The following is a 12,298-nucleotide window of genomic DNA, read 5'->3' as shown; positions in this document are numbered from 1 at the left end:
GCTCACCGCCAGCCATCAGTATTTGTAAGCCTGACGCCCGATCAGCAGCCATTTGCCTTTTTGCTTCTGCCAGACCTGGAAGTTGTCGATGTCGGTTGGCGTGTCTACGCCGCTGTTCACCGCCAGTGCGTGAAAGTGGTTACGCACCAGGGCGGTGTCGCCGTCGAGGGTAATGGTCTGGTTCTGCATTTCGAGGGTCTTGAACGCGCTGGTGTGGGTTTCCAGATCAGCAATGAATTGCGCTTTGTTCTGCACCTTGCCGCTGGAGTGGCCGTAGGTGAGTTTGTCGGAGGTCAGCGCATGAAGCTGCTTGAGGTCCAGGTGCAACATGGCTTGGGTCAGTTGGTCGACCGCTTGGGCCACATCCTTTTCGGCGGGGGCAGGCGCAGCTGCAACGTAGCCGGTGAACAGGCACAGAAAACCGATCAGCACTTTGACGTTTTGCATGGGTGTTTCCTTATTGTTGTTGGGGGCGGGCACGATGATTTAAGTCGTCGTACAACCATGCAATATTTCTGATGGGGAAAGAAAGTGAAATTTCGAAATATCTTGAAAAGGTTGGGCATTGTTTCGTTATGAATCCGGCGAGGGCTTGTACGACATCTCAACACAGAAACTGATGGTGCGAGTTTTGCCTTGACGCTTCCTGCTCAAGTAGCACATCGCTATGCTACTGCCGACACACCATAAGCGCCCGAGGGGAAAATGGATTTCAACTGGCACAGCGACGTCATTACCCGCGCTACTCCCGTCACCCCCCACTACAAAAATACCCAGAACGTTCGCCGTTTCATGCTTGAACACTGCGGCCCGGGATTCAAGTTCGACCGGCCTTTCATGGCCTGGATTCGCAGCGACATCCCCAAGACCCTGGGCGATGTGGTGGATGAGTGGCAACGTCGCAACGAGGTTTGACGAGCATGACAGCAGACGAAAAATACCAGGCGGCCCAGCAGCGTCTCGGCTATCAACTGGATGAGTTCAAAATCGGCGGCAACTACACACCCTTGGTGCGCGATGGTCACCACCTGTACATCAGCGGCCAGATCCCGCGGGTTGGCGACACGATCGTGCTGCCTGGCAAAGTCGGCGAAAGCCTGACCCTGGCCCAGGCACAAATCGCCGCCGGCATCAGCGCGCTGCGTTGCCTGGGCTTGCTCAAGCAGGCATTGGGCTCGCTGGATCAAGTCAAGGCCATCGCACGTATCACCGTGTACGTGCGCAGCGCCGAAGACTTTGATCAGCAAAGCGAGGTGGCCAACGGTGCGTCGGACCTGCTGCATGAAATCCTCGGCAGCGCCGGCACGCACACCCGCACCTCGGTGGGGGTGATGCAGTTGCCGAAGTCGGCAGCGGTCGAGATCGACATGATTGCCGTCGCCCACGGTTGAAGCCGGCATGATCAGCCAAGGCATGGGCGTACTGATCAACTACGGCATTCACCTGGCCCCGGGGCTGGTGCTGTTTGGGCTGTGGTTTGCGCTGACGCCCAGAGCAATGCAGGCGATGCGCATCCTGATCCTGCTGACGGCATTTGTGTTGATGCGTGACGCGATGACGCCGCTGGGGATGTGGTCGCTCAGCAGTGAGGTGCAGATTGCGTTCAGCGCGAATGCCTTTGTGTTGGCGGCGCTGGGCGGGATGTCAGTGCTGCTGATCATGTTGCTTGCACGCACGGCGCCGCAGTTATGGCAGCTGATGCGCTGGACCATCGGCAATCCTGTGCTGGGCCTGGCCGTGGGGCTTGTGGTGGGCTGTTTGCTCGGTGTGCCGCTGCGGGTTTACCAGGGCATCGAGGCGTTCGAGATTCACGGCTACTGGGTCTGGCTGCCGGGTATGGTGGTCCTGGCTTATGGCGCGAATGCGTTGGAAGAGGTGCTGTTTCGCGGGTTTTTGCAGGGCTACCTCGAACAGCAAGTGACGCCATTGCGCGCGGCATTGATCAGCGGCGTAGCCTTTGCGGCCTGCCATGCGTTCCTGGCATTGAGTGTCACCCAACTGGGCTGGCCGGTATTGCTGTTCACCCTGATCGAAGGGCTGGCCTGCGCACTGGTGCGCATGCGCTACGGCGTGTTGCCAGCGACCGTGGCCCATGGCACGACCATCCTGCTGATTGCCGTGCCCTACCTGGCTTGATGTGAATGCAGGAAATGGCTTGCCTGCGAAGGCGGTCTGTCAGTGAGAAATAGGTTGGCTGATCCACCGCTATCGCAGGCAAGCCAGCTCCCACAATTGGACTGTGTTTAGCCAGCTGCTGATCGGCGTGGACTGAAATGCAATTAAAACTGTGGGAGCGGGCTTGCCCGCGAAGGCGGTCTGTCAGTGACAAATGGGCAGGCTGAACCACCGTAATCGCAGGCAAGCCAGCTCCCACATTTTGAGCGTGTTTAGTCTGCTGCTGATCGGCGTGGCCTGAAATGCAGCCAAAACTGTGGGAGCGGGCTTGCCCGCGAAGGCGGCCTGTCAGTGACAAATAGGTTGGCTGAACCACCGCTATCGCAGGCAAGCCAGCTCCCACATGTGGAGCGCGTTTAGGCTGCTGCTGACCGGCGTGGCCTGAAATGCAGTCAACACTGTGGGAGCGGGCTTGCCCGCGAAGGCGGTCTGTCAGTGACAAATGGGCTGGCTGACCCACCGCTATCGCAGGCAAGCCAGCTCCCACATTTGGAGCGTGTTTAGCCAGCTGCCAGCGGCGGCGTACGCGGCGGGATCAGGCGTTTGCTGCCGGTGGCTTCATACGCCGAGGCAAAACGCAGCAGCGCCGAATCGTCATAGGCGCGCCCGGCGAAGGTCAACCCCACTGGCATGCCGATGTCCGCCATTACGCCCATCGGCACGGTGACGGTCGGCACGCCCAGGTGGCGGATCGCGAGGTTGCCGTTAGCCACCCAGACGCCGTTGCTCCAGGCGATATCCGCCGAGGCTTCGTTCACGTCGGCATCGGCCGGGCCGACATCGGCCACGGTCGGGAACAACACCGCGTCCAGGCCCCGTGCGTCCATCCAGTCTTCCAGGTCGATGCGCCGGGTCTGTTCCAGCCCGCGCAGGCCATCCGGCACCGTGCTGATTTCGTTCCACGGTGTGATGCCGCGCTCGGCCATGCGCACGTACTCGTCCATGCCGGCGGCCAAGTCGTCTTCACGGTTGGGCAGGGTGCCAGGGTCGTGCGGGAAGATTTTCGGCCCGTCGACATCCGCCAGGCGGTTGAGCGCCGGGTCGTCGTTGGCGCGCAGGAAATCATCGAACGCCCAGGCCGACAGCTCCCACAATTCGTCGTGCAAAAATTCCTTGGAGACCAAGCCACGGGTAAACACCGTCGGCGCGCCAGGGCGGTCGCCTTCACAGTTGGAAACCAGTGGGAAGTCGACTTCAATCACTTCGGCGCCAGCCGCTTCCAACGCCTGGCGCGCGGCGTGCCACAGGTCGATCACGCTGGCGCGGGTGTTGATCTTTTGCCCGGTCGGCCCGCCGATCCCGGGTTTCTCGCTGGTGCCGGCCTCGGGGTCGGCATTGATGTACATGCGCGGCACGCCGAAACGCTTGCCGGCCAGGGATTCGCTGCCCACAGCCAGGTCAGCGTAAGAGGCCGGGCGCACCGACGCCACGCTCGGAATCGGCACCCACGGTTGCAGGCGCCAGAGGTCGCCGCGCGTGTCGGTGTCTTCGGCGACCACGACGTCGAGCACTTCAAGCAGGTCGGCCATGGTTCGTGCGTACGGCACCACCACGTCCATGGTTGGCGTCAGCGGCCAGTTGCCGCGTACGGAAATAATCCCGCGCGACGGCGTGTAGGCACACAAGCCATTGTTGGACGCCGGGCCGCGCCCGCTCGACCAGGTTTCCTCGGCCAAGCCGAAGGCGGCGAAGCTGGCAGCCGTTGCGGTGCCCGCGCCGTTGGACGAGCCGGAGGCAAACGGCGCCGTCAGGTAGTCAGCGTTGTACGGGCTTTCTGCACGGCCATAAACGCCGCGCTGCATCCCGCCATTGGCCATTGGCGGCATGTTGGTTTTGCCCAGGCAAATAGCGCCGCCGGCGCGCAGGCGTTCGATGGTGAAGGCGTCGCGCTGCGCCACCAGCGCGGCGAAGGCCGGGCTGCCGGAGGCTGCCGTCAGGCCTTTGACCAGGTAGCTGTCCTTGGCGGTGTAGGGAATGCCGTCCAATGGCCCCAAGGTTTCGCCCTTGGCCCGGCGCGCATCGGCGGCCTGGGCTTCTTCAAGCGCTTGGGGGTTACGCACCACCACGGCGTTCAACTGGGTCGCGGTCTGCGGGCCGTCATAGGCCTCGATGCGTGCCAGGTAAGCCTTAACCAGTTCAACGGCAGTGGTCTGGCCGCTTTCAAGCGCAGCGCGCAATTGGGCAATGGAGACTCCGGTAACTTGCATCAGGTTTTTTTCGCCGCCTTCAGGTGGGAGGTATGGCGGCAGTCTACGTACAGATATTTCACAAAACCAGCGCCGCATACTCCGCGTAAGCGGCGCGCATCACTTGCCACGTGGGCCCGTCAGCAGGAATCAGATGTTCGATGCGCAGTGACGTGAGGGTGATGTCCTGGGGCATGCCGAAGGTGGTGAAGGTCGACAGGAAATTCAGTTCACCGCGATGTGAGCGGATGCGCGTGAACACCAGCGGCGTCATTTCATTGGGCAACTCGGTGCTGCTCGGCACCGGCAAACGGGCCAGTAACCCCGCCAATGCAGGATTCCCCAGCGCTTCGCGGGTTGCGCGTTGCCAGGCGACGGTGCGGATTTCTTCGGCGTTGATCAGGTGATCGCCCAGGCCGCCGGTTTGCAACAGCGTGGTCAGCAGGTTCAGCCCATCGGCGGCATTCGGCTCAATCCCAACCAGCTCAAACAACAGGCCGGTGCTGGCGTTGGCGGCGAGCACTTGCCACTCGCTGCCCAGCAGAATCGCCGGGGCGGGGTTGTTGGCGTGCAGCACATGGCTGACGGCTTCACGGACGGCGGCCATGGCGGGTGCGGCGAGTGGGGTGGCGGTGTAACGCGGCGCGTAGCCGGCGGCGAGGAACACCTGGTTGCACTGCTCCAGCGGGGCTTCCAGCGCCGTCAGCAGGGTATGCAAAGTACCCGGGCCTGGTTTGGCCCGGCCGGTTTCGATGCAACTGAGGTGGCGCTGGGAAACGCCCGTGATCAAGGCCAGGTCCAGCTGGCTGAGCTTGGCCTGTCGACGCAGTTGGCGCAGGTGCTGGCCGGCAGTTAAAGGGGTGTCCATGGCCTGATCATGACCTCCGAGGTCATTGCGAGAGGCGCAACCTTATCACTATGTTGAGCCTCGATCCTTTCAAGGAAGGCACCATGCGCAGACCTTATTTCGCCCTGGCCGGTTTGCTGGGCTTTTCGTTGTACACCTTGGCTACGATGCTCACGGCCGAGCAATCACTGTTGGCATTTGGGCGGGAATTGATGTCGCGGCCGGACACCGCGCAGGTGGTGATTGACCTGTACCTGATGGCGCTGCTTGCGTGTGCGTGGATGTACCGGGATGCGCGCGGGCGAGGGCGCTCGGTGGCTTCGCTGGTGCCGTATTTTTTGCTGACGGCGGTGTTTGTGTCGGTGGGGCCGTTGCTTTACATCGTCGTGAATGGGGTTGCACACCGTCACCACCAAACCTTAGGCGAGCGGACTTGCAGTGGCGAGCGGGCTTGCCCCGCGTTGGGTTGCGCAGCAGCCCCAAAAAACTGCCGACGCGGTGTCCCTGAAACAATGCGGCGTCCTTTATGGGGCTGCTGCGCAGCCCAACGCGGGGCAAGCCCGCTCGCCACAGGACGCCATTAACCGTACGAACCGGTTCCCGTTCGGTCCACCAGCCGAATGCTGTCACGCCCGCCGCGTTTGCTTTCATAGAGCGTGGTGTCGCCTTGTTCGATCAGCGCCGTCAGGCTCGGCGGTGGCTGGTCGAACAGGTTGGCGCCGATGCTCAGGGTGACCGGTGCCGGGGTGGTGAAGGTGTGTGCGGCCAACTGCCGGAACTGCTCACGCAAGCGGCTGCCCAGCTCGACAATCTGGGCGGTCGAGGCCTTGGTCAACAGGATCACAAACTCATCCCCGCCCAGGCGAGCCGCCAGCGCGCCTTCGGGCACCACCGTGCGGATCATCTCGCTCAGGGCAATCAGCAACCGGTCGCCGGCGGTATGCCCGTAGAGGTCGTTGACCAGTTTGAAGTTGTCGATATCGATTAACAGCAAAGCGCCTGGGTGTTGCGGCGATACCTGGGCAAACAGCTGCGGCGCACGCACATCCAGGGCGCGGCGGTTGTACAGCGCCGTCAGCGGGTCGCGGGCCGCCAGCCGGGCGATCTGCTGTTCGCGCCGATAGCGCTCGGAGCCGGTCATCGACAACGCGATCAACATGATCGCCATTGCGCCCTCCACCAACGAAACCTGGATGATTTCGCCCTTGAACGCGGCAAGATCGATCAGCGTGCCGGGGATGATTACCGACAGCGCCTTGGCCACATAAAACGCGCCGTGAAGCAGCAATACATAGCGCAATTGCACCGCGCCGATGCTCAGGGATTTACCGTGGGGGCGCAGCAGGAAACTGGCGCGCAAGGTCGGCAACGCGACCAGCAATGAGTTGACCATCAGCATGGCTTTGGACCACGCCAGGTCGCCGGGCAACAGCAGCATGCCGAGCCAGGCGGCCAGCATCAGCAGCCACGCGCGCGACAGGCGCACGTGGGTAAAGCGGGCCACGCCGAGCAAAAACAGCCAGTGCGCGCTCACCAGCAAGCCGTTGGCAAACCAGATACCGATCATCAACAGGCCGCTGCTGCGCAGCAGGGCCAGGGTGGAGCCGACGCTGATGATCGCGAAACCTGCCGCCCAGAACAGCAGCGACGGCTCGCGCACGCTGCGCCATTCCACTGCCAGATACAGGGCAGCAGCAGCGGCCAGCGCGATGGTCAATATCAGAATCGTAGGAGGGTCGAGCGTCATGTCGTGCCGGGTCTGCCTGGGTGTGCGCTTGAATATCCGGATTGTAAGCGCACACGCAGGTTTTTCAGAGCACTCCGTGTAATAGCATACGGCCAGCCGATGATTGGCCGGTCAGACGCCTTTGGTTGAAGGCAGCAAGATCGTCAGGATGCCCGCCAGTGGCAGGAACGAACAGATTTTGTAGACGTACTCAATGCCATGGTTGTCGGCGAGCAAGCCCAGCAGCGCGGCGCCAATCCCGCTGAAGCCGAACATCAGGCCGAAGAAGATCCCGGCGATCATCCCCACGTTGCCGGGCACCAGTTCCTGGGCGAAGACCACGATGGCCGAGAAGGCCGAGGCGATGATGAAACCGATCACCACGCTGAGCACGGCCGTCCAGAACAGGTCGACGTAGGGCAGGGCCAAGGTGAAGGGCGCGGCGCCGAGGATCGAGAACCAGATGACTTTCTTGCGGCCGATCTTGTCGCCAATCGGGCCACCGGCAAAGGTGCCGACGGCCACCGCGCCGAGGAACAGGAACAGGTACATCTGCGAGCTGGCCACCGACAGGTGGAATTTCTCGATCAGGTAAAAGGTGAAGTAGCTGGTCAGGCTGGTCATGTAGAAGTATTTGGAGAACACCAGCAGCGCCAGCACCACCAGGGCAAATGTCACGCGGCCCTTGGACAAACCGTGGGTGGCCTTGCCGCCTTGCTTGAGCTTGAACAGGTTGAGGTGGTGGCGGTACCAGCGGCTCAAGCCATACAGCACCATGATCGCGAACACGGCGAACAGCCCGAACCAGGCGATATGGGTTTGGCCGTAGGGAATGATGATCGCCGCCGCCAGCAACGGGCCAAACGCGCTGCCGGTGTTGCCGCCGACCTGGAAGGTCGATTGTGCCAGGCCATAGCGCCCGCCCGAGGCCAGGCGTGCCACGCGTGAGGTTTCCGGGTGGAAGGTCGACGACCCGACCCCAACCAGCGCCGCCGCCAACAGGATCAACGGGAAGGTGCCGACAAACGCCAGCATCAGGATGCCGATCAGCGTGCACACCATGCCCGCCGGCAGCAGCCAGGGCTTGGGATGGCGGTCGGTGTGGTAGCCGATCCAGGGTTGCAGCAAGGACGCGGTCAACTGGAAGGTAAGGGTGATCAGGCCGACCTGGGTAAAGCTCAGCCCGTAGTTGGCCTTGAGCATCGGGTAGATCGACGGCAGCACGGCCTGAATCAGGTCGTTGATCATGTGCGCCAGGGCACAGGCGCCCAGGACACGCATGACCAAGGGGCTTATTTGCGGCGTAGCGGTTGCAGTGGCGGGTGGCGCGGTCAGGCTCGACATGCAGGCATTCCATACAAGGCAGCGAACAGGGGCAGTGCGTACTTTAGCGCGCTGCCCGTTTCTAAATGTTGCGGCGTTTATGCTAGATTCGCTGAAAATGCCTGTCTCGCGTAATTCGGGCGCCAACCATCGCAAAAAGGGCGAAATCATCAAACCACTGGATGTATTTCTGCGGGAGATCGACGAGGGCGACTGGGCTGTCATCAGTTCTGCGACCGATTACCCCGAAAACTGGGTGATCCCCGACCACAGTCACGAAAAGCATCAGCTGTTGTACGCCGTCGAAGGCGTGATGGTGGTGTATTCGGCGTTGAACCAATGGACGGTGCCGCCCAATCGCGGGTTCTGGATGCCCAGCGGGCAAGTGCATTCGCTGCGTTGCGTGGGCACGTTGAAGATGCGCAGCGTGTTTGTGCGCCCGGACTGTTTCCCCAACCTGCCGAGCGAGCCCAAGACCGTCAGTGTGTCGCCGTTGTTGAGCGAGCTGATCAAAGCCTCGGTGAGTTTGAAGCCGCCGTACGCCGAGGACTCGCGCGAGGCGAGGATCATGCACCTAATCCTCGACGAACTCGCGATCCTGCCGGCCTTGCCGTTGTCACTGCCCCAGCCGGCCGACCTGCGCATCAACCGTATCTGCCAGGCGCTGCAGCAGGAACCGGGTGATGCCTCGACGGTCGCCGATTGGAGTGATCGCCTGGACCTGGACCAGAAAACCATCCAGCGCCTGTTCCGCAAGGAAACCGGCCTGACCTTCGGCCAATGGCGCCAGCAGGCGCGGTTGCTGCTGGCGCTGGAGCGCATTGCGGTGGGGGAGAAGATCATCGATGTGGCCATCGAGCTGGGCTATGAAAGCCCAAGCGCGTTCACCAGCATGTTCAAGAAACAGTTTGGCAAAACCCCGAGTCAGTTTTTCAGGTAGCGCTGGGGGTACGTAGGTCGCTGTGGTACGCCGCGGGGTCAGGTAAGCCACGAGGCCTGCGATACCCAGGGTGGCACCCGAGGCGATTGCCGATTGGAAAGCTAAATCCACCAGCCTGCGGGCGCTGTGGGCTATGAAAGCACTTCACAGTTCAGCCGATTGTTTGGCATGCCGCCAAAGCGCGAGAGTGCTGCACGGCGGGGCAGGGCGGTGGTTACTGATCAGCTGTTGTCAGGTTAGCGAAAAAAATACAGCCAATCAGCCGCGCAAACAGGCTCAGGGTTTCCGGCAGGTTGGGGTCGTCAAACAGCATCGCCCGTGAGTCCAGTGCACACAGCGCGCCGAACAGGCGGCCGTCGGGCAGGAAGATCGGCGCACCGGCGTAACTTTCGATGGCGTACTGCTTGACCACCGGGCGGGTGGCGAAGCGGCCATTCTGGCTGATTTGCGGAATAAACAGTGCCTGCGGGTCGACGCAGAATTCACTGCACAAGGTAGTTTCCAGGTCGAGTACGTCGTCGACATGAATCCCCATGTGCAGCGGGTCATAGGCCGAGCACACCACCCATTTCAGGTCAGTGAATTTGGCAATGCCGGCAAAGCGCATGCCGGTCAGGCGGGTTACCAGTTGCAGGATGCTGGTAGTGGCTTCGATTTCGGCGATGGCGGCGCGTTCGTCCGCGCTGAGTAACGAGTGGGCTGCGGTGACGCTTGGAACCATGCTTGGGCACTCCAGTGGCGTGGCGGCGGGGGCCACCACGCATGGTCAGGTATCAGTTGATTCGCGGATGCTGTTGCACCAGGTTCTGGCGCTTGGCTTCCAGGGCGGCAATTTCGGCATCGATGTCTTCGATCTTCTGCTCGATATTGTCATGGTGCTCTTGCAGTATTTCCTTGGCTTCTTCCATATCGGACGCTGCTGGCGCCGCGCCGCGCAACGGCTTGTTCGCGGTTTCCTTCATGGTCAGGCCGGTAATCAGGCCGACCACCGCAAACACCATCAGGTAGTAAGCGGGCATGTACAGGTCGTTGGTGCTTTCCACCAGCCAGGCCACCGCGGTGGGTGTGAGGCCGGCGATCAGGACCGAGACGTTGAACGCGCTGGCCAGCGCACTATAGCGAATGTGGGTCGGGAACATAGCCGGCAGCGTCGAGGCCATTACGCCGATAAAGAAGTTCAGCACCACGGCCAGAATCAAAAGACCGGCGAAAATCAGGCCGATTTTACCGCTGGTAATCAACATAAACGCCGGGATAGACAGCAACAGCAGCCCGACGCTGCCGGCGATGATGAAGGGTTTACGGCCAATCTTGTCGCTGACAAAACCGATGAACGGCTGCACGAACAGCATGCCGACCATGATCGCGATGATGATCAGCACGCCGCTGTTTTCTTTGTAATGCAGGTTGTGCGACAGGTAGCTCGGCATATAGGTGAGCAACATGTAGTACGTCACGTTGGTAGCCGCGACGATACCGATGCAGGTCAGCAGGCTGCGCCAGTGCTGGGTAGCCACCTCTTTGAACGACACCTTGGGGCCGTGGGTCAGGCCCTGGCGGTCGCCTTGTTCAAGTTTGTCCATGTGCTGCTGGAACGCCGGGGTTTCTTCCAGCGCGTGACGCAGGTACAAACCGATGATGCCCAAAGGCAGGGCGAGGAAGAACGGCAGACGCCAGCCCCACGCCTCGAAATCGGCCTCACCGAGGATCGTCGAAATCAGCACCACCACACCGGCGCCGAGCACGAAACCGGCAATCGAACCAAAATCCAGCCAGCTGCCGAGGAACCCGCGTTTACGGTCCGGGGCGTACTCGGCGACGAAGATCGAGGCGCCGGTGTACTCACCGCCTACCGAGAACCCTTGGGCCATCTTGCACAGCAACAGCAGGATCGGTGCCCAGATGCCAATCGAGGCATACCCGGGAATCAGGCCTATGGCAAAGGTGCTCAACGACATGATGACGATGGTTGCGGCGAGGACTTTCTGCCGTCCGTATTTGTCGCCCAGCGCACCAAAGAACAGGCCACCCAGCGGGCGAATCAGGAAGGGCACCGAGAAGGTGGCCAAGGCGGCAATCATTTGCACGCTCGGTGAGGCGTCCGGGAAGAACACCTTGCCAAGCACATAGGCGACGAAACCGTAGACACCAAAGTCGAACCACTCCATGGCGTTACCCAGGGCGGCGGCGGTAATCGCCTTGCGCACCTTGGCATCGTCGACGATGGTGATGTCTTTCAATCCGATGGGTTTGACGCTTTTCTTACGTAATTTCATGCGGGCCACTCTAAAACAGAACAGGGGAGGTGCCATCGTTGCGATGGCACCGCTCTGTCAGTTCAGATACAAGCGGACATGAAATAATTCACCGCTATTTACCTTTTTTTGCAGATGAATTGAACTTCACGACCTGACCAGGGAATTATCAGAATGCCCGCCACCGCCTCACGCTTGATCTATCGCACGCCAGAGCCCAGCGATGTGCACCGATTGTTCGCGATCTTCGGCGACCCGCAGACAAACCTGTTCAACCCAAGTGGCCCAATGGCCAGCCTCGACGACGCACAGCGCCTGCTCAACCACTGGCTCGAACAATGGGCCAGCCAGGGCTATGGCTGGTGGGCCATTGCCCGTCGCGAGGCGCCCGATCACCTGATCGGCTTTGGCGGCGTGGCGCCGCTCAATTACCTGACCGAGCGGCGCATCAACCTGGGCTATCGCTTCGCGGTCGATGCCTGGGGGCAGGGCTATGCCACCGAGCTTGGCCACGACGCGCTGACGATGGCGTTTCAAACGCTGGGATTGCCTCAGGTATTCGGGCTGGTGCGACCGGATCACGCCGCGTCGATCCGTGTGCTGGAGAAGCTCGGCATGCAGCCCTTCGGCCTGCTTGATGATGTGCCCGGCAAAGCACCCAGCCGAGTATTCAGGATTTGTCATCCTACAACTGCGCGTAGTTAAGCATTTTCAGATCTGCGTAATCCCCTGTTAAAAGGCAATTTTGGAGATTGACACCGGGTAGGCGGCCCGATATAAAAGTCATAGTTGTACGACGACATATGACGTTACATATGTCTTATCTAACAAAAATAAAAAGTGATG

Annotated in this window: 12 protein-coding genes and 2 pseudogenes; 7 read left to right on the top strand and 7 right to left on the bottom strand. The window is 61.1% G+C overall.

Going from position 1 to position 12,298, the window contains the following annotated elements:
* Nucleotides 1–15: 15 nt before the first annotated feature.
* Nucleotides 16–447 carry a nuclear transport factor 2 family protein gene (locus NTD89_RS29160; RefSeq protein ID WP_106578990.1) on the bottom strand — a complete coding sequence of 144 codons (432 nt, stop codon included), beginning with the start codon at nt 445–447 and terminating at the stop codon, nt 16–18.
* Between the two features lie 258 nt (nt 448–705).
* Between NTD89_RS29160 and NTD89_RS29155 the strand changes: the two genes are divergently transcribed.
* The 3 genes from NTD89_RS29155 to NTD89_RS29145 are packed head-to-tail and all read left to right on the top strand — an operon-like array spanning nt 706 to nt 2,136.
* Nucleotides 706–915, top strand: a complete 210-nt coding sequence (locus NTD89_RS29155; protein WP_145161156.1) for a DUF6434 domain-containing protein — start codon at nt 706–708, stop codon at nt 913–915.
* 5 nt (nt 916–920) lie between these two features.
* Nucleotides 921–1,391 carry a RidA family protein gene (locus tag NTD89_RS29150; protein WP_119740019.1) on the top strand — a complete coding sequence of 157 codons (471 nt, stop codon included), beginning with the start codon at nt 921–923 and terminating at the stop codon, nt 1,389–1,391.
* Nucleotides 1,392–1,398: 7 nt separating this feature from the next.
* A complete protein-coding gene (locus NTD89_RS29145) occupies nt 1,399–2,136 on the top strand; it encodes a CPBP family intramembrane glutamic endopeptidase (RefSeq protein ID WP_262211057.1) in 738 nt (245 codons plus the stop codon).
* 539 nt (nt 2,137–2,675) lie between these two features.
* On the opposite strand, the gene NTD89_RS29140 is transcribed toward NTD89_RS29145, so the two are convergent.
* Complete coding sequence (locus NTD89_RS29140; protein ID WP_262211055.1) at nt 2,676–4,385, bottom strand: amidase; 1,710 nt, start codon at nt 4,383–4,385, stop codon at nt 2,676–2,678.
* Nucleotides 4,386–4,440: 55 nt separating this feature from the next.
* Nucleotides 4,441–5,229 carry a helix-turn-helix domain-containing protein gene (locus NTD89_RS29135; protein WP_262210991.1) on the bottom strand — a complete coding sequence of 263 codons (789 nt, stop codon included), beginning with the start codon at nt 5,227–5,229 and terminating at the stop codon, nt 4,441–4,443.
* Between the two features lie 83 nt (nt 5,230–5,312).
* Between NTD89_RS29135 and NTD89_RS29130 the strand changes: the two are divergent.
* Nucleotides 5,313–5,615 (top strand): annotated as a pseudogene (locus NTD89_RS29130) (DUF2834 domain-containing protein); the annotation flags it as partial.
* A 173-nt stretch (nt 5,616–5,788) separates the two neighbouring features.
* On the opposite strand, the gene NTD89_RS29125 reads toward NTD89_RS29130, so the two are convergent.
* Entirely contained in the window at nt 5,789–6,955 is a 1,167-nt protein-coding gene (locus NTD89_RS29125; protein ID WP_262210990.1) for a GGDEF domain-containing protein, read from the bottom strand.
* Between the two features lie 111 nt (nt 6,956–7,066).
* Entirely contained in the window at nt 7,067–8,278 is a 1,212-nt protein-coding gene (locus NTD89_RS29120) for an MFS transporter (protein ID WP_262210989.1), read from the bottom strand.
* Nucleotides 8,279–8,375: 97 nt separating this feature from the next.
* Here NTD89_RS29120 and NTD89_RS29115 point away from each other — a divergent pair, with 97 nt between their 5' ends.
* Together NTD89_RS29115 and NTD89_RS29110 are read left to right on the top strand one after the other, a co-directional pair.
* Nucleotides 8,376–9,197 (top strand): AraC family transcriptional regulator, encoded by an 822-nt coding sequence (locus NTD89_RS29115; protein ID WP_145161142.1) that lies wholly within the window; start codon nt 8,376–8,378, stop codon nt 9,195–9,197.
* A gap of 117 nt (nt 9,198–9,314) precedes the next feature.
* Nucleotides 9,315–9,437: pseudogene (locus NTD89_RS29110) on the top strand (AraC family transcriptional regulator); the annotation flags it as partial.
* Here NTD89_RS29110 and NTD89_RS29105 read toward each other — a convergent pair.
* The gene (locus NTD89_RS29105) at nt 9,412–9,918 is read right to left on the bottom strand and encodes a GAF domain-containing protein (protein WP_145161140.1); all 507 of its coding nucleotides are present in this window, start codon (nt 9,916–9,918) and stop codon (nt 9,412–9,414) included. The pseudogene NTD89_RS29110 and the gene NTD89_RS29105 overlap by 26 nt on opposite strands.
* Before the next feature lie 52 nt (nt 9,919–9,970).
* Nucleotides 9,971–11,473, bottom strand: a complete 1,503-nt coding sequence (proP, locus tag NTD89_RS29100) for a glycine betaine/L-proline transporter ProP (RefSeq protein WP_242198223.1) — start codon at nt 11,471–11,473, stop codon at nt 9,971–9,973.
* A 153-nt stretch (nt 11,474–11,626) separates the two neighbouring features.
* Between proP and NTD89_RS29095 the strand changes: the two genes are divergently transcribed.
* Entirely contained in the window at nt 11,627–12,157 is a 531-nt protein-coding gene (locus NTD89_RS29095) for a GNAT family N-acetyltransferase (protein WP_262210988.1), read from the top strand.
* Nucleotides 12,158–12,298 lie beyond the last annotated feature (141 nt).

Origin of the sequence: Pseudomonas sp. 14P_5.3_Bac1 (assembly GCF_025466135.1) — a bacterium.
GTDB lineage: Bacteria > Pseudomonadota > Gammaproteobacteria > Pseudomonadales > Pseudomonadaceae > Aquipseudomonas.
This window is presented reverse-complemented; position numbering and strand designations above follow the sequence as displayed.

Coding starts and splice junctions, on each gene's coding strand:
- NTD89_RS29160 (WP_106578990.1), bottom strand. CDS start 447: ATGCAAAACGTCAAAGTGCTGATCGGTTTTCTGTGCCTGTTCACCGGC.
- NTD89_RS29155 (WP_145161156.1), top strand. CDS start 706: ATGGATTTCAACTGGCACAGCGACGTCATTACCCGCGCTACTCCCGTC.
- NTD89_RS29150 (WP_119740019.1), top strand. CDS start 921: ATGACAGCAGACGAAAAATACCAGGCGGCCCAGCAGCGTCTCGGCTAT.
- NTD89_RS29145 (WP_262211057.1), top strand. CDS start 1,399: ATGATCAGCCAAGGCATGGGCGTACTGATCAACTACGGCATTCACCTG.
- NTD89_RS29135 (WP_262210991.1), bottom strand. CDS start 5,229: ATGGACACCCCTTTAACTGCCGGCCAGCACCTGCGCCAACTGCGTCGA.
- NTD89_RS29125 (WP_262210990.1), bottom strand. CDS start 6,955: ATGACGCTCGACCCTCCTACGATTCTGATATTGACCATCGCGCTGGCC.
- NTD89_RS29120 (WP_262210989.1), bottom strand. CDS start 8,278: ATGTCGAGCCTGACCGCGCCACCCGCCACTGCAACCGCTACGCCGCAA.
- NTD89_RS29115 (WP_145161142.1), top strand. CDS start 8,376: ATGCCTGTCTCGCGTAATTCGGGCGCCAACCATCGCAAAAAGGGCGAA.
- NTD89_RS29105 (WP_145161140.1), bottom strand. CDS start 9,918: ATGGTTCCAAGCGTCACCGCAGCCCACTCGTTACTCAGCGCGGACGAA.
- proP (WP_242198223.1), bottom strand. CDS start 11,473: ATGAAATTACGTAAGAAAAGCGTCAAACCCATCGGATTGAAAGACATC.
- NTD89_RS29095 (WP_262210988.1), top strand. CDS start 11,627: ATGCCCGCCACCGCCTCACGCTTGATCTATCGCACGCCAGAGCCCAGC.